The sequence below is a fragment of the Gordonibacter sp. RACS_AR68 genome, assembly GCF_030418485.1.
Lineage (GTDB): Bacteria > Actinomycetota > Coriobacteriia > Coriobacteriales > Eggerthellaceae > Gordonibacter > Gordonibacter urolithinfaciens.
This window is the reverse complement of sequence record NZ_JAIPUP010000001.1, coordinates 980026-995948: the sequence shown is the minus strand read 5'-3', so window position 1 is coordinate 995948 and position 15923 is coordinate 980026. Positions and strand designations below refer to the sequence as shown.

Annotated in this window: 14 protein-coding genes; 4 read left to right on the top strand and 10 right to left on the bottom strand. The window is 67.1% G+C overall.

Annotation, left to right across the window (positions count from 1 at the left end):
* Positions 1 to 14 precede the first annotated feature (14 nt).
* The 7 genes from K9U15_RS04295 to K9U15_RS04265 all read right to left on the bottom strand — a co-directional run bounded on the left by K9U15_RS04295 (position 15) and on the right by K9U15_RS04265 (position 9457).
* Entirely contained in the window at positions 15 to 1496 is a 1482-nt protein-coding gene (locus K9U15_RS04295; protein WP_096227170.1) for an extracellular solute-binding protein, read from the bottom strand.
* Positions 1497 to 1639: 143 nt separating this feature from the next.
* Complete coding sequence (locus K9U15_RS04290; RefSeq protein WP_087191543.1) at positions 1640 to 2830, bottom strand: lysylphosphatidylglycerol synthase transmembrane domain-containing protein; 1191 nt, start codon at positions 2828 to 2830, stop codon at positions 1640 to 1642.
* 36 nt (positions 2831 to 2866) lie between these two features.
* Positions 2867 to 4018 carry an ATP-grasp domain-containing protein gene (locus K9U15_RS04285; RefSeq protein WP_301155650.1) on the bottom strand — a complete coding sequence of 384 codons (1152 nt, stop codon included), beginning with the start codon at positions 4016 to 4018 and terminating at the stop codon, positions 2867 to 2869.
* Complete coding sequence (locus K9U15_RS04280; RefSeq protein WP_301155649.1) at positions 4015 to 5739, bottom strand: lysylphosphatidylglycerol synthase transmembrane domain-containing protein; 1725 nt, start codon at positions 5737 to 5739, stop codon at positions 4015 to 4017. Before K9U15_RS04280 ends, K9U15_RS04285 begins: the two co-directional genes overlap by 4 nt.
* Positions 5740 to 5804: 65 nt before the next feature.
* Entirely contained in the window at positions 5805 to 6677 is an 873-nt protein-coding gene (locus tag K9U15_RS04275; RefSeq protein ID WP_301155648.1) for a DnaJ domain-containing protein, read from the bottom strand.
* Positions 6678 to 7168: 491 nt separating this feature from the next.
* Complete coding sequence (locus K9U15_RS04270) at positions 7169 to 8623, bottom strand: hypothetical protein (protein WP_227115044.1); 1455 nt, start codon at positions 8621 to 8623, stop codon at positions 7169 to 7171.
* Positions 8624 to 8683: 60 nt separating this feature from the next.
* Positions 8684 to 9457: a MerR family transcriptional regulator gene (locus K9U15_RS04265; RefSeq protein ID WP_123673693.1), complete on the bottom strand. Its 774-nt coding sequence runs from the start codon at positions 9455 to 9457 to the stop codon at positions 8684 to 8686.
* Positions 9458 to 9610: 153 nt separating this feature from the next.
* Between K9U15_RS04265 and K9U15_RS04260 the strand changes: the two genes are divergently transcribed.
* A complete protein-coding gene (locus tag K9U15_RS04260; RefSeq protein WP_096227175.1) occupies positions 9611 to 9928 on the top strand; it encodes a type II toxin-antitoxin system prevent-host-death family antitoxin in 318 nt (105 codons plus the stop codon).
* Positions 9929 to 9930: 2 nt separating this feature from the next.
* Complete coding sequence (locus K9U15_RS04255; RefSeq protein ID WP_301155647.1) at positions 9931 to 10251, top strand: type II toxin-antitoxin system RelE/ParE family toxin; 321 nt, start codon at positions 9931 to 9933, stop codon at positions 10249 to 10251.
* 36 nt (positions 10252 to 10287) lie between these two features.
* Here the strand turns inward: K9U15_RS04255 and K9U15_RS04250 are convergent, their stop codons facing one another.
* Entirely contained in the window at positions 10288 to 11043 is a 756-nt protein-coding gene (locus tag K9U15_RS04250) for a 4Fe-4S dicluster domain-containing protein (RefSeq protein ID WP_096227177.1), read from the bottom strand.
* Between the two features lie 150 nt (positions 11044 to 11193).
* Positions 11194 to 11751 (bottom strand): TetR/AcrR family transcriptional regulator, encoded by a 558-nt coding sequence (locus K9U15_RS04245; protein ID WP_123673699.1) that lies wholly within the window; start codon positions 11749 to 11751, stop codon positions 11194 to 11196.
* A gap of 262 nt (positions 11752 to 12013) precedes the next feature.
* Between K9U15_RS04245 and hdcA the strand changes: the two genes are divergently transcribed.
* Together hdcA and K9U15_RS04235 are read left to right on the top strand one after the other, a co-directional pair.
* Entirely contained in the window at positions 12014 to 12970 is a 957-nt protein-coding gene (gene hdcA, locus K9U15_RS04240; RefSeq protein WP_154270245.1) for a histidine decarboxylase, pyruvoyl type, read from the top strand.
* Between the two features lie 111 nt (positions 12971 to 13081).
* Positions 13082 to 14587, top strand: a complete 1506-nt coding sequence (locus tag K9U15_RS04235; RefSeq protein WP_301155646.1) for a basic amino acid/polyamine antiporter — start codon at positions 13082 to 13084, stop codon at positions 14585 to 14587.
* Here K9U15_RS04235 and K9U15_RS04230 read toward each other — a convergent pair.
* Positions 14577 to 15887 (bottom strand): radical SAM protein, encoded by a 1311-nt coding sequence (locus K9U15_RS04230; RefSeq protein WP_227115043.1) that lies wholly within the window; start codon positions 15885 to 15887, stop codon positions 14577 to 14579. The two genes, K9U15_RS04235 and K9U15_RS04230, sit on opposite strands and share 11 nt — an antisense overlap.
* Positions 15888 to 15923 lie beyond the last annotated feature (36 nt).

Sequence of the window (15923 nt, the reverse complement as noted above, 5' to 3'; positions counted from 1 at the left end):
CGAAGGCGTTCTGGCTAGGCCATTGCCGCTTCGAGCGATGCGGTCAGGTCGGCCAGCCAGGAGTCGAACACCGCATCCTCCAGGTACGGCGCCACGGCCTCCTCGGGCGCCGCGCCGCCCTCGATGGCGGCCGTCACGGCCGCGCGGTCGGCCACGGCCTTGCTGGACAGCGCCTTCTCCAGCACGGCGCGCGCCTCCACACCGCCCTTGAACGGCGGGTTGGCGTACACGCCCGCCTCGATGGTATCGAGCGTGGCCGGCAGGTTCACCAGGTAGTTCTCGGATGCGCCCTCGACGGACTCGGCAGCCTTCTGCAGGTTGTCGAGCGTGAGCGCGTCCTTCTTCACGGGCACGTAGCCGGCGCTGATGGAGAAGGCCGTGTTCTGCTCCTTGTCGGTGAACCACTTCAGGAACTCGACGCAGGCGGCTTCCTTCTTCTCGTCGGACTTCGTCACCACGAAGCCGGCGCCCTGCTGGGGCGCGCACGGCTTGCCGTCCTTGAACGTGGGGTTCGCCAACGCGGCCAGCTCTATGGGATAGCTCGTATTGTCGTCGACCGTCACGGTCTTCGGGAAGTACACCACCGAGGAGGACGAGCCCACATAGCAGACGAGGTCGCCCGTCTTGACGGCATCGGAGCGGAACTTGCCCTCGGCGGAGAACCAGCCCTGCACCATGGGCACGTAGTAGTTGTCCCAGAGCTTCTTCATGGTGGCGCGATCGAGGTCGAGCGTGCACACGCCGCCGTCGATGTCGAACACGTCATGGCCCAGCTGGCGCGAGCCGGTGATCAGGTAGTTCGCCATGGCGTCGCGCCCGAAGAAAGGACGTCCGTCGCCCGCGACGTCCGGCGTCTGGGCGTCGGTCCACTCGTAGTAGCGCTGCGCCACGGTCGTGACGCCCTCGATGGTGGAGAGCTCCTCGAGCGTCGAGCCGGTGGCATCGGCGAACTTCTGCCAGTCGGTCAAGTTGACCTGCAGCGTCTCGGTGGACTTGCCCACCGGGAACACCTTGAGGCTGCCGTCGCCGTTGATGTCGCCCTCTTCGATGAAGCTGTCAACGTACTGGGCCAACTCGCCGTCGGTCAGGTAGGCCGACAGGTCGGCCACGCGGCCGAGCCCGTCGATGACCGAGGCGGTATCGGAGTACGAGAGGAACGCATCGGGCATGGCCTCGGAGCCCACGAGCTCCTGCGCCGAGTCGGTGACGGCGGCGGCCAGGTCGTTCACGCCTCCCTGGCTGGAGCTGGTTACCACGACGCCCGTATCCTTGCCGCGACCCGCGTTGAACTCCTTGACCAGATCCTCGAACGCCTGCTGCTGCGTGCCGTTGTAGTACGTCCAGAGCTCCACCTGCACGGGGTCGGCCGGGTCGAGCACCGACGCCTTGCCGGCTTCGCCCGCCGCGCCCTGCCCACCCCCAGCGCATCCGGCACAGGCCAAGATCCCCGCCAGCGCGAACGTTGCGACGGCGCCGAAAAGCTTCCCACGTTCCATACTGCCCCCGTTCTGCAAGCGGGCCTGCGGCCCGCGATATGCTACCATCCCGCTATTCTATAGCATGGCGAACCCGCGCATGGCGTAAACCCCCGATTGTCGTAGTTTTTGAGGTTGGAAAACGTACAGCGCGCCGCGGACGGTCAGCGGCCGCGCGGCTCGGAGGAAGCGGGCGGCGCGCCAGCGGCCTGCTCCTGCGGCGAGCGGGCGGCGGGCCGTGCCTTGCCCGAGACGGGCGCGCCCTGCGCCTTCGCCTCGTCCAGGCGCCTGGCCTGTCCTTCGACGGTGCGCATGCGGTCGGACTTGCGGGCGGTGCGCACGGTCTTCTTCGCCTCCTGCTTGAAGGACTTCGTGGTCTGGATGAGGATGGCGCCCACCAAGAACGGGAACCAGAACACGATGCCGCGGTACACGAGCGCAATGGACAGGCCCGCCGCGCTCGACTCGCCGAACGACGTGAACGCCACCACCACGGCAGCCTCGACCACGCCCACGCCCTGCGGGGTGATCGATATCATGGCGAACAGCGTGGCCACTACGTAGCCGCAGATAAGCGCCTCGGGCACGGTCACGCCGAAGCCCACGCCCACAAGCGAGAAGCACGCGAGCTCGCACAGGGAGGCCACCACGGAGCAGCCGAACGCCTTGGCGGTGGCCTTCGGGTTGTGGGCGATGAGGCCGGCCGCGTCGGAGAACGAGCCCACCGTGCGCTCGACCCACGAGTCCAGCGGCGGCTTCTTGAAGCGCACGCGGATGCGGTCCACCAAGCGCTCGATGGGGCGCAGCGCGCGCAGCACGAGCGCCGGGCGCTTGCGGCCGAGCACCAGGATGAGCACCATGACCGTGACGAGCGCGATGACCAGCAGGCCCAGGAGGAACCACAGCGGCGAGAGCCCCACGGTGAACGCGAGGATGGCGAAGCCCACGAGCATGATGGTGGCGAAACCCGAGTCCACGGTGATCTGCATGAGCAGGGCTGCGCTCGTGGCGCGCCCCGGCGGGATGCCGCGGCGGCGCGCGTCGTCCACCACGAGCGTGGTGCCGGCGAGGTTGAGCGAGGGGGCGATGGTGTTCATGAAGAACGTGCCGAACACGAGCGGCAGCGTGGAACGCGGGTCCATGCGCTCGCCCACGGCCTCGAACGCGAACGAGTAGGCGAAGCTCTGCGCGAAGTACTTGCCCAGCTGCGTGCACAGGGCGGCGACGAGCGGGATCACCGACCCCTTCTTGATGGTCTCCACGAGTTCCACCAGCTGGTCGCCGCGCAGCAGCACCACGGCGAGCACGATGACGATGACGAGCCCGATGAGCAGGTTGCGCACGCTCAGCTTCAAGGCCTGCCCCCGTTCCGTCCCATAACGCCCCCGCCGCTAGCGGAGGAACTCTTTCAAGTCCGTGTTTTTAAGGAAATCGAGCTCGCCGGCCGTCTCGGCATCCGTTTCCAGGAACAGGAAGCCGTAGTTGCCCACGCGGCCCACGTCGAACGGGCGCAGCTCGAGCACGTGCGAGAAGCGGCTGCGCAGCGCATCGTAGTCGAAGCGCTCGTTGCCTTTCGTACCGGCAGGCGCGTTGAGCAGCGACATGGAGTAGACCTTGTCCTCCTTGCCGGCGAACGCCGCGCCGAAGTCGGGCTGGACGCCCTCGAGGAACGCCTCGTAGGTGCGGTAGCCGTACGCATACCAGCTGACGTCCGTGCCTCCCAGGCCTGCGAAGCGCAGGGGGTTGAACTCGATGGGGCACACGTGGCCCTCGTCCACGCGCACCTCCACGTGCACGGGGAAGTTGCGGGCGCCCACGAGCGCGTTCACCCGGTCGAGCCAGGCGGCGAACGCCGGGGCGTTGTCGCGCACGATGGCGGCGCTCGTCACGTACATGCGGTCGGACGTGTCCTCGGCCGAGGCGAAGTCGTGGCGCAGCACGTTCAGGATGCGCGCGCGGCCCTGCTCGTCGAAGTAGGCGTCGAGCGCGTATTCCGTGCCGTCGATGTAGCCCTCCAAGATGAACGATCCCGTGCCGATGACGCTCTCGGGATAGAGGTCGTGCCAGCTCGCGGCGTTCTTCTGGATATCGGCCAGCGCACGCTCCCAGTCCTCGCGGTCTGCCACGGCGTACACGCCCACGCTGCAGAAGCCCACGGAGGGCTTGAGCACGAACGGGGCGGGCAGGCGGGAGAAGTCCAACTTGAACAGCTCGTCGATGGAGCACGTCTTGAAGAACAGGTCGGGATCGAGGCCGGCCAGCGCGCGCCGCATGGCCGCCTTGTCCTTGAACAGGTCGATGGCACGCGCGAGGGACGTGTTGGCCGTATGGTCCGCGATCCATGCCAGCGCGTTCTCGGAGTTCGTGTACACGCGCTCGCCCGCATCGATACGGCGGGCGGCCTCGTCCTCTCCCACCAGGTTGAGACGGCGGCCCCCCGCGGCGAGCGCGGCGGCCACATCGTTGTCCAGCACGGGTTGCTGCGACTGCTCCAGCCAATCGACCAGGGGTTCGGACACGTACGGCTCGTCGAGCACTATCATGGGCGTTGCTCCTCCTTCGCAGATGGTTCGTCTGCCAGTATACCCTCCTGCTCCACCTGCCGCATGAGCAGCGCGCCCTTTTCGGCCTGCTGTTCCCAACTTGTTTTGCGCGGCGGCTCGGCCGCCCTCGCACCGCGCGCGCGGTGCCCGGCGGGGGCAGCGGTCCGCAGGCGAGACCCGGGGCCGGCCGGCGCACCGGCTCGGGCGCCGGCAAGCTCGTCGAGGTCGTCCGATCCGGCAATCGGCGCGCCGGACGAGGCGTCGCGGCGGGCGCGGCGCTCGGCGCGCCAACGGCGGAACCGGGTCATGTTATCGCCGAACTCGCGGGCGATGCGCGCCGCGTCGCCCTTCAGCACCACGGGCCGGTCGAACGCGGAGCGCTTCCAGAACAGCCACACCACCAGCACGACGGCAGCCACGGCCACCTGCCACGTGTTCACGTAAAGGAACTCGGCGCCGGCAAGCAGCACGAGCGCGCCGATGGTGAGCGCCCACGCCGTGCGGAAGCGCAGGATGAGGCCCACCGCCAGCACGACGAGCACCGCGCTTCCCACGATGAGCGCCGGGCCGATGAGCACGCCGCCGATGTTCACCCACTCCGTGAGCACGGTGAACGGCTCGAACGACTTGGGGATGAGGGCCAGGCCCAGGTTCACCAGGCCCACCACCAGCACGAGCGTGCCGGATATCCAGGCGAGGTCCTTCGCACGCTGCTCCTCGGAGGGGTTCTTCTTGTCGGCGAAGAAGCCGGACTGGGACAGCAGCACGGCGCCGATGCAGAAGGGCATCCAGAACATGATGCCGCGGTACACGAGCGCGATGGCCGTGGCCGTGGCGAGCGAGCACCCATGGGCCGTGAGGATGGCCGCGATGGCGGCCTCCACCACGCCGACGCCCTGCGGCGTGGGGCTCAGTATCACCGAGATGGCCGCCACCGCGAACGCCGCCACGAGTGCGGTGACGTGGGTGAAGCCGAACGCGTAGCCGATGGCCACGAGGCACGCCATGTTGAGGATGGCCGAGAACGACGCATAGGCCACGGTGACGAGCGTGCCCTGCGGGTTCTTCGCCAAGATGGACGCCGACGAGATGAACGAGCCGGCCGTCTTGCGGCCCCAACCAGGCTTGAGGTGCCTTTTCAGCAGGCCGAGCAGCTTGTTGATGAGCGACTCGAGGCCCAAAAACAGCCGGAACAGGATGCGCGGCTTGCGGTAGCCCGCCACGAACATGCTGGACAGCACGGCCAGCACGGCCGCAAGCGCAAGGCCCCCCACGAGGAAGAGCGTGTTCATGGAGCCGGACACGAGCATGGTGACGAAACCGATGACCGAGATCACGAGGATGGCGGCGAAGTAGCCGATCTGCGAGAGGATGGCGCCCGAGGTGGCCTGGCCGGCGTCACAGCCCCTCCGGTGCGCGTCGTCGATGATGAACGCCACGCCCGTCGCGCCCGAGAACAGGCAGAACGTATTGATGAACACGAGCGAGAAGATGAGCACGACGTTGTGCCAGAAACCGGTTTTATGCCCGACGGCCTCGAACGCCGCGTCGTAGGAGGCCGCTTGCACCAGGTGGCGGGCCAGCATCAGCGCGCACGCCACCACGAGCGGCACGAGCGCGCCGGTCTGGAGGGTGGCGAGGAAGCTCGCCAGGTAGTCGGCGTTCGCGATGAGGAAGCACACCGCGACGATGCCGATAACGAGCAGCAGCGCTTTCTTCAACCGGACCCTTCCCGCGAACGTTTCCTAAAGCGGCTAGTATAGCACGAGGTCGTGGAGGGGAGGCCCTACGGCCGGGCGGCGCGTTTGGCGGCACGGTAGGCGCGCAGGGCGTTGCGCAGGTTCACGGCGTCGAACAGCACGGCCGCGAGGAAGAAGACGGCCAAGCCGACGGTCACGGCGCCCTGGCGCGGCGCGATGAGGAACACGAAGGGGGCGCCCAGAAGCGCGATGGGCACGATGAAGCCGATGAGGCAGCTGCCCAGCCGCTTCCACAGGCCCCAGACGAGCGATATCATCACGTAGAAGAACAGGCCGGTGGCCACCGAGCCCAGCAGCGCGGCCACAGCGAGCACGGCCGCCTTGCCCGCCACGGCGAGCGCCTCGCTTCGCAGCGAGCGCACGGCCTCGGCCAGCACCTGCTGCGGGGTCTTGCGCGGCTCGGCGGCGCGGAAGGGCGCGAAGGGGTCGAACGGGTCGAAGGGCCCGCCGACGCCCGGATCGCCGCCGGCCGTGCGGGTGCCATCCCAGGAAGTCCACACGTAGGTGGTGCGGCCTGGTGCGGGGCCCGTGCCCTGGCCCTGGCCGAACGGCGAGCCCTGGCCTCCCGCGAAGGGCCAGCCGGCGAAAGGATCCTGGCCGGCCGGTCCGCCCGGCGCGGCGGACGATCCGGGGCGACCGGGGTGCGCGTAGGGGTTGTTCGCGTAGGGACGCGGGTCGCGGCGGGGGTCGAACTCGGGGGTCCACGAACGGTTCAGCAGCACGTCGCGGGCCTCGTTGATGCGCTTCGCAAGCTCCTCGGCCTCGGCGCGCTCCGGCGAGTCCAGGGCGAACTTGTCCGGGTGATGCGCGATCACCAGCTTGCGGTGGGCCTGCTTGACCTCGTCGTCGGTGGCGCCGTCGGCCAGCCCCAGGGTTTTGAGCGCTTCGGATTTCTTCATGGGGCCACTATACAAAACGGCAACGGCAGGACACGAGGCGAGGCGGGCGCGTTGCCGTCCCGTCAGACAAGAAACACATCAAACGGCACCGGCATGCCGGAAGCGGACAGCCCGCGCAGGTTATTCAAGTTCGGGCCCCCACGGACTTTTCTGCACAGTTTTTACCAGTTTTCTGCATGCTTGGAGCGCTTGCGGGGGCTGTTGCATCGACGGCCTTATCGCGATCAGGGAAAACACCGCCGATAAAAGGCACCGCGATGCCGTCGAGGCATACAAATCGCCCCTCGAACTCCTCCTTCTGCAATAATCTGGTAAAAACTGTGCATCCGGGCGCTTCTGCACGCACAATAGCCATCGGTTCGCCGCATCACCGATGCTCGCCCGCGCCCAAGCGCGAAGCAGCAGGGGCCGCCACGCCCACGGATTCCCTGACGAACCCCGGCGTCGCGACGCACGAGACAAGGACCTGGCCCCTTGTCCTCCCTCCCCTCTTATTGCAGAGCCTGTCTTGGCTCATTCCTCTTGGTGCAGCCCTCGGCATGACCGGCCTTGGAGTCGGTGCGCATGCCGACTTCGTCTGGCAAGCCGGCAGAAGCGGACGAAGCCGGCTGCTCGGCCGGCGGGTCGGGCGGCTGCTCGGGCGCCCTCTCGGGCGGCGGATCCTCCAGCACGCCGGTCAGGCGCTCCTTGAGCGTGAGCCTGCGCGGGGCGAAGGGATGGGGAAGAGGCACGTCATGGCCGATGGAGCGCAGGGCAATATCCCAGAGCGTGGGGCTGCCGCCGCAGTAGAGGTAGCGCTTGCGTTGCTCGGGAAGCGCCGCCTCGTCCACGTGGCCCGCGGCGGCGAAGTCGTCGAGGATGCCGTCGGCCGCCTGCTTGGCGCGGCCCTTGCGCCACGCCACCACGCCGTTCGCCACGAACACGCCCACCGTGTAGGGCAACACGAACGCCTTGATGAGCGCAACGAGGTCGTCCGAGCGGTATTGCGCGACGGCCTGCGCCTGGCTGCTGGCCACCCCGGCGTCGAGGCCCGTGCCCAGACGCCCCGCCGCTGCCTGCTCGGCCAGATGCTGCACGTCGGCCAGCCACACGCCCGCGAACACGATGACCGCCGCGCCGAAAGCGGCCGCGGCCACGCCGATGCTCTTGAGCCAGCGCGACACGCTGCGCAGCCAGTAGAGCGGCACCGAGTAGGCATACAGCAGCAACAGCAGCGCGGCTGCCACGATGGACACGCCGACGATGAGGGTATCCTGCCGCAGGAAGTAGCCGACGGCCGCACCCAGGAGGCGCTGCATCTCGTAGAGCCAGGCGAACCCGCCTTGCAGCAGGCCCTCGGCCGGCACGCCGAAGCCCGCCAGCACGCCCATGGCCCACGACAGCAGGATGCTGGCCACCGCCACCACGATGAAGAACACCGGCAGCGTGACGGCGATGCTGGTGAGGCCCCGCAGCACCGACGAGTCGAACCGCAGCGCCAGCGTGTAGAACAGCAGGAAGCCGCCCAGCAGCACCGCCGTGAACACCAGGTAGGGGGCGAGCACGCCGTCCTCGGCAAGGCTCGGGAACAGGGTCAGGGCCGCCCGCGCGGCGAGCAGCACGGCCACGCCCGCAGCGAGCGAGGCCGTGCCGAGCGCCCGGGAGCGCTGCAGCAGATCGCGGCGCACGTCGAGCGTCGGGTGTCCCTCGCGGTTCTCCCCCACGCCCACGTAGCATAGCGAGGCGATGGCGCGCACGGCATGCGCGACCTTCGTCCCGACGGTCGCCGCCACCGGGGCGAACAGCAGCAAACCGACCCAGGGCGGCAGCGCGAGGCCCACCGCCCCCGCGGCGAGGACCGCCGCCGCAACCCGGTACAGGCTGGCGAACGGCGCGCGCACCCAAGCGGCGAGACGGCGCGCCGAGGTGTGCAGCACGGACTTCATGGACGTTGCGATTCTGCTCATGGGCAGCAGTGTAGGATGGCCCGCCTGCAGGCACAAGCAACGAATGGGCCGCAGGTTGCCTTAGAAAGCCTTGATGGCGTCGCGGAGGAACTCGGCGGCGCCAGGGGCCCATGCCTCGTAGTAGGCCTTGAAGCGCTCGTCGGCAACGTACATCTCGGCGAGGCCCCGATGCGCGGCCTTGGAGTACGTGCCGTCCTTCCAGAAAGCGCACAGCCATTGACGGTGCAGATCGGCCGCATGGCGCGCTTCCTCGCTTGCCGGGTCGCCCGTCTCCATCGCCGCCACGAGGACGTCCCTGATCTCCCGCTCCAGCTCCTGCGTGGCGCGGTACTGTTCCTCGGTCATGCCCATGAGCTTCGCGTTGCTCGCGTCGGCGGCATCGTCGCCCCAGCGCTCGCGCACCTCCTTGCCGTACTTCTTCTCGTTCTCGTCCACGAGGCCTTGCTTGAACGCCTCGAACTTCTCCTCGTCCTTCATCGGGCCATCTCCTTCCATGCTGGCGAGCGTCTTCTCCACGCTCGCGATCAGTCCGTCAAGGCGCTCCTTGCGCGCGTGCAGCTCGCGCAGATGCCCGGCTAGCGCATCGCGCGCGTCGAACGCCGGGTCGTCCAGCAGCCGCTTGATGTCCGCCAGCGGCATCTCGGCCTCGCGGTACAGCAGCACCTGCTGCAGCCGGTCTACCTCGGCGGGCCCGTAGCGTCGGTAGCCGTTCGCCGCGCGCCCGGCCCGCACCAGCCCCAGCTCGTCGTAATGGTGCAACGTGCGCACCGTGCACCCCGACAACGCCGCCAGCTCGTGCACCGTGTAGCCGCGCTCCGCCCGCTCGCGCTCCATGGGCGCCTCCTTCCTTTCGCGATCGCATCGACAGCCTACACCCTCACGCAACGTCAGAGTCAAGCGCGAACATGCTCTGTCCTCTTGCAACCCTTCATATACCTTATTATATATGCTATTATGTACTGAATAAAGAACATGGAAAGGAGCATCATGTCCGCTCTCGCCGCACCGCTACCCGTCATCAGGCCTATTACCGACCTGCGCACGCAGCTCAACGATGTGTGCACCCAGGCGACCGAGCTGCAAGAGCCCATCGTGCTCACGAAGAACGGCGTGGCTTCCTTCGTGCTCATGGACAGCAACGCGTACGAAACGACCGAACGGCGCAACCGTGTTTACCTAGCGCTCCGCGAGGCAGAAATCGAAGAGAAATACCGTCCCGAAACCCTAAACGCCGACGATTCCGAAGCGAAGATGCGCGAGATCTTCGCGCTCTGGAACCTCGACTACCCTTCGAACGGGGACTGATCATGCTCGAACTCGCTTGGAGACCGCGCGCCAACCTCGATCGGGAGTCGATCGCCATCTACCTGGGACTTGAATGCAAAAACCCGCAAGCCGCCCTTGCGGCGATCCAGCGCGTCGACGCTGCAATCGAACATGCGCGCTCATTTCCCGATGCAGGCGGGCGCTTCGCAATAGACGGGCTTCACCATCGGGAATATCGAACGGTGCTGGCAAGCCCGTACACGGTGTACTACCGCTGCGACGACACGGCACTGACGGTGTACCGCATTCTCCATCAGCGCCAGGACATTGACACCTACGCCCTCGTCGACCTGCCGGAATAACCCGCGCGCAGCCTGGTTGCTACGCGAGCAGCCCGCTCATCGCAGCCTCCCCACCCGCAGCTTGAGCACGCCCTTCGGGCAGGCGTCGGCGCACGCCGCGCACTGGATGCACTCGGCATCAACGATCGCGCTGCCCTTCGCCAGCTGCTCCACCGGCAGGCTCATCGGGCAGGCGCGGTCGCACTTCCCGCAGCCGATGCAGCGGTCGGCCTCGGCGCTCACGTGCAGCTGCGGGACGCGCAGCGCGCTCCCCAGCTTCTCGCCCAACACCATGAACGGCGCCATCCAGCAGATGCCGTGGCACATGGCGCGCCGTCCCAGAACGAGGTTGGGGACGAAGAACAGCGCCACGATGCCGAAGTAGATGGGCAGGCCCAGCGGGTTGTTCATCGACACGCCGCCCGGGATGCCGTACAGCGGGTCCACCACCGTGAAGCCGCCCGCCACCCAGGCGCAAGCGACGATGGAGAGCACCCACGGCACCCAGATGGCGTACTTCACGCGCTTGAGCCAGGCGGGCCTCGACGGTTTGCCCACGGCGGTGGCCGCAAGCTCCTGCAGCCCGCCTGCCGCGCACAGCCATCCGCACCATGCGCGGCGCAGCACGATGGCCGTCAAGAACTGCAGGCCGAACACGAGCATGCTGGCCGCCACGACGCCCGAGAGCGCACCCTCGATGATGAGCACCGGCGAGAAGTAGAAGATTATTATGGGGAACAGCAAGAACGTTGCGAGCAGCATCAGCCGCCGTATCCGTTGGCGCTTCTGCCCCCGCGAGATCGTCTCCCTCATTGCAAAGCCTTTCTACGTTTTTCGATCGCCCGGTCGTGGCGGCTTCCCCTGCAGGCCGCAGCCGCGTCCTGCTTTACGGGGAAAAGGAAGCCGTGACATCCTTTCTCGATGTCCAAGCACCTCATGCGAGGCTGCTTGGCATCCGGCCCCTCACGCGCGCACCAGCGCGACGAACCCCTTGAACGCACGATCCATGCGCGCGTGCAGCTCCTCGTCGGAGAACTGCGCGCCCGTGGCCAGCATCGCCGCCATGCCGTGCACGAAGACGATCATGTCGAGGTACAGATCGCGCGCCGCCTCGGGCGACAGATGCCCCAGCTCCTCGATGCACTGCTGCACGCCATCGATGGCGACGCTCTCGTACACGCCTTCGAAGCCCGTCGCTTCCATATGGGGCGACAGGTACAGGAAGTGGAACAGCGGCCGCTCCTCGCGCGCAAGCCGCAGGTGCGAAAGGCCGTTGGACTCGAAGGCGTTGCACCCGTCGTGCTCGTGCTCGCGGTTGTACGCCGCGACCCAGGCGCGGGCGTGGCCGTACAACTGCCGCACCAGCTCCCCCATGTCGCCGAACAGGCTGTAGATCGGCTGCACCGAGCACCCCGCCCGCTGTGCCACCGACCGCGCGCTCAGCGCCGCCTCGCCCTTCTCGCGCACGACGGCAAGCGCCGCGTCGAGCACCTGCTCCCTGCCCACCCGCTGCTCCGGCATGGCCGCCCCCTTTAACATAACATATGTTATATGACAGTTGTAATATATCACCCCCGCGCCCGCCGGTCAAGGGAAGAGGCGGGGCGGGACGACCATCGGGGGGGGGGACGGGGCCCCTTTGGAAACGCCCTCGTTTCACCTCCCCAACGATCCGCCATCGGGAAAGGCACGGCTCCCTTTCGGAACCGTTATGCGAAATCAAACGCGAGTCTCGGGCCCTACAATCGGCGCTGAATCGAACACCTGCGAAAGGAGACCTGTTTTGAAGAACATCGAGGAACGCCGCAACCGCACCATCGCCCGCGAGGCGAACTACCACGCGAGCATGCGTGCGCCGCACATCGACAAGACGGCCATCAGCCCTTATGACGATTACTGCGACGGTTACGGCATGCCGGGCGCCTACGGCAACGGCTACGTGTCCGTGCTGAAGGTGTCGGCCGGCACGGTGGAGAAGACCAACGACGCGCTCATCGACACCATCGTCACCTACGACAAGGCGGAGACGGCCGATGCCTACATCGGCCAGATCAACATGCTCACGGCTTCCTCGTTCTGCGGCATGGCCGGCCAGGTGTGGGGCTACGACCTCGCCCGCCACGACGACATCACGTCGGGCAAGAGCCAGCCGCTGTTCACCGAGAAGCAGTTCGACGGCTCCGAGCTCAAGGTGTTCGACGCCGCCCCGCTGCTGAACGCCGGCGTCGAGCTGTTCGGCACCGAGAACAACCGTCGCTACCATCCCATCCCCGGCGCGCACACCATCTGCGCCAACAAGGGCGTCACCGCCTACCGCCCGAAGGAGAACCGCCCGCTCAAGGCCGGCGAGGCCTACGGCATCTGGTCGTTCATCGCCATCTCGCTGTCCGCCGACCGCGACTTCTCTGCCGACCTGTTCATCGAGGACGCCGGCGTATGGACCGAAAACGACAACGAGGACGACATGATGGCCTTCCTCGAGCAGCACCGCAAGGAGATCGTCTGGTCCGTGGTGGAGTGCGGCCGCGACTCCAACGTGCTGTTCGACCGCACGTACGTGGGATTCGCGCACCGCATGATGAAGCCGGGCGAGATCGGCAACGCCATCACCGTGGGCCCCTACGTCACGCTGGCCCGCAACGCCGTGCCCACCACGGGCTTCACCTCGCTGAACGACCTCAACCTCTCCGACTGGCTGAAGGAAATGGACTTCGAGTCGCTCACGAACCTCGCGAAGTAGCGCGGAGCTCCCCTATCGCATGACGGCGGGCGCCCGTTGCCCCCGCCGCAACGAAGATCGCCGCGCGCCCGCCTCCCAGCGGGCGCGCCTCTCATGACAAGGACTGGAATCATGGCAGACAATACCTCGACCGGTTCCAGCGGAAGCGCCGCCAAGGCATCCGACAGCTCGAAGAAGGTAGGGCTGATCGGCCTCGTCGGCATCGTCATCAGCGCCATGATCGGCGGAGGCATCTACAACCTCCCCCAGAACATGGCCGCGGACGCCTCCGCTGGAGCCATCATCATCGCCTGGGTGGTCACGGGCATCGGCATCTGGTTCATCGCGAACACGTTCCGCATCCTCTCGGCCGCGCGCCCGGAGCTCACGAACGGCCTGTACACATACGCCGAGAAGGGCTTCGGCAAGCTCATCGGCTTCTTCGTGGCCTACGGCTACTGGATCTGCAACTGTTTCGCCCTCGTGGCGTACTCGGTGCTGGTCATGGCCACGCTCAACTACTTCGTGCCCGACTTCTCGGGCGGCAACAACATCCCGTCCATCATCGGCGGCTCCATCATCACGTGGATCATGTACCTGCTGGCCCTGCAGGGCGCGAAGTCCACGAGCTTCCTGAACATCATCGGCACCATCGGCAAGCTGCTGCCCGTGGCCATCTTCATCATCGCGGTGGCCACCGTGTTCAAGTTCTCCGTGTTCATGGAGGGCTTCTGGGGCATGAAGGGCACCATCGACCTGACGTTCAGCTGGGACAACGTCATGCCGCAGGTGCAGGCCACCATGCTCGTCACGCTGTGGCTGTTCTTGGGCATCGAGGGCGCCGTCGTGGTGTCGGGCAAGGCGAAGTCGCAGGCCGCCGTGCGCAAGGCCACGACCATCGGCTTTCTGGTCACGCTCGCGCTCTACATCATTGTGTCCCTGCTGCCGCTCGGCGTGTACTCGCAGGCCGACGTCGGCGCCATGGCCGACCCGTCCATGGCCGCCATCATGCTGGACAAGTTCGGGAAATGGGGCGAGATCCTGGTGAACGCCGGCGTCATCGTGTCGGTGCTGAGCTCCTGGCTCGTGTGGATGCTCATGCTGGGCGAGATGCCGCTGGCCGCCTCGAAGAGCGGAATCTTCCCCAAGGCGTTCGTGAAGGAGAACAAGAAGGGCTCGCCCTCCACCGCGCTTCTGTGGACCACCATCATCGTGCAGATCGTGCTCGTTATCTCGTTCTTCATCGGCAGCAACGCCTGGACCACCATGATCAGCATCACCAGCGTCATGGCGCTGCCATGCTACCTGTTCTGCACGCTCTTCCTGTTCAAGATCGCCATCAAGAAAGAATACCCGGAGGGCATCTTCGCCAGCCGGAACATGGCCGTGTTCACCGGCGCGGCGGGCTCGCTCTACGGCCTGTGGCTCATCTACGCCGCTGGGCTGAACTACCTCATGGTGGCGTGCATCGTGTACGCCGTCGGCCTGCCGCTCTACATCGTGGGCGTGCGCCAGCACGACCCCAAGGCGAAGCTGCTCGCCAAGACCTCGGACAAGGTCATCGTGGCCGTGGTGGTGGCGCTGGGCATCGCCGGGCTCGTCTACTCCATCGTCACGTTCGGGCACATCAAGCTCTAGGCTCGACGGCCACCTCCCTCAGGTAGAGGGCGGGGCGCGCGCCGGCGCGTCCCGCCCTGGGCGCGCCGTCCGGCTCGCGCTCCTCCACCACGTTCACGCTCTCGGCCAGGACGATGGACGGGCAGGCCTCCTCCAGCGCCGCGGCGTCGTCGTCCGCAAGCGCAAGGCTCGGCACGTCCGGGTCGTAGCCGCAAACCATGCCAGCTCCCTCGGCCCATTCCCTCGCCCAGCGCGCATCCTCCCCGAAGGCCTTCGCGCACTTCAGGAACCGGTCTTCCTCGTCCGCACGCATCCACGGGTGCGCGTCCCGCAGCGCCGGGTCCACGAAGAACGCCTTGTTCTGCTGGTATATCTGGCCGGTGTTCTTGTTGTCCGAGCTGCAGTAGTGGATTCCCAGCCGCAGGCCCTCGCGCTCGGCGAACGCCAGCAGCTCCAAGGCCTCGGCCTCGCTGCCGGCCACCGGCACCCCGCCGCCGTACCAGTAGTTGTAGAGATACTTGAAGGGATGCTTGCGCAGCTGGAAGCCGCGTTTCGCGAACTCTGCGGCGTTGTGCAGCGGAAAGCAGAACTCCAGCAGGTTGACCCCGCTGATGCCGAGGGCGTCTGACCGCACCAGCAGGTCCTTCATCTGCCCGAGCGAGCCCGGTATCACGGGCACCTCCACCACCACGGCCGGAATCGTGCCCACCGCCTGCTCCATGAGCTCGTACACGCGGTCCCGGCCGTCGCCCGCGTCGGGCGGCTTGATGCTGAAGCGGATCTCGTCCAGGCCGCTTTCGGCAAGCTCCTGCAGGCCGCGCTCGTCAAGCAGGTCGCCACACGTGTACAGGCGCGTGTGGGCGTCCGGGTAGAGCTGGGCGGCTCGCTGGAGGAAGGCGTTCACCTGCTCGGGATGCAGCAGCGGCTCGCCGCCCGTGATGGCCAGGCAGCGGAACCGCGCGCCCATGGCATGCGCCTGCTCGAGCTCCGCCACGATGTCGCGCTCATGGGAGAGGAAGTGCTCGTAGTGGTCCTGATTCGGGTTGAAGCAGAAATAGCACTTCTTCACGCACCGCAGGTCGACGAAGAACGTGGCCGTCTCGTCGCCGGTGCGGCAGGCCAGGCACGCAGGCGATATCCAGTTGCGCCACAGCGACGAGGCGCCGTTCTCGCAGCGGCACCCGCACTCTGCCGCCGTGCGCACGCGCGCCTCGCGCAGGGAGGTCTCCTCGCGCTCGAACGGCAGGCCGTACTCCTCTACCGCGGCCTCGAAATCGCGCTCGGCCTCGTCGAACGCCTGCCTATAGCCCTGAAGATCCACGGTGCCCTCCTGTAGAAACGTCTGCCCTTCGGCGGC

Excerpts from the sequence above, each read along its gene's own strand:
- K9U15_RS04250 (WP_096227177.1), bottom strand. The coding sequence starts at position 11,043 with ATGAGGGAGACGATCTCGCGGGGGCAGAAGCGCCAACGGATACGGCGG.
- K9U15_RS04295 (WP_096227170.1), bottom strand. The coding sequence starts at position 1,496 with ATGGAACGTGGGAAGCTTTTCGGCGCCGTCGCAACGTTCGCGCTGGCG.
- K9U15_RS04270 (WP_227115044.1), bottom strand. The coding sequence starts at position 8,623 with ATGAGCAGAATCGCAACGTCCATGAAGTCCGTGCTGCACACCTCGGCG.
- K9U15_RS04275 (WP_301155648.1), bottom strand. The coding sequence starts at position 6,677 with ATGAAGAAATCCGAAGCGCTCAAAACCCTGGGGCTGGCCGACGGCGCC.
- K9U15_RS04285 (WP_301155650.1), bottom strand. The coding sequence starts at position 4,018 with ATGATAGTGCTCGACGAGCCGTACGTGTCCGAACCCCTGGTCGATTGG.
- K9U15_RS04235 (WP_301155646.1), top strand. The coding sequence starts at position 13,082 with ATGGCAGACAATACCTCGACCGGTTCCAGCGGAAGCGCCGCCAAGGCA.
- K9U15_RS04255 (WP_301155647.1), top strand. The coding sequence starts at position 9,931 with ATGCTCGAACTCGCTTGGAGACCGCGCGCCAACCTCGATCGGGAGTCG.
- K9U15_RS04245 (WP_123673699.1), bottom strand. The coding sequence starts at position 11,751 with ATGCCGGAGCAGCGGGTGGGCAGGGAGCAGGTGCTCGACGCGGCGCTT.
- K9U15_RS04260 (WP_096227175.1), top strand. The coding sequence starts at position 9,611 with ATGTCCGCTCTCGCCGCACCGCTACCCGTCATCAGGCCTATTACCGAC.
- K9U15_RS04265 (WP_123673693.1), bottom strand. The coding sequence starts at position 9,457 with ATGGAGCGCGAGCGGGCGGAGCGCGGCTACACGGTGCACGAGCTGGCG.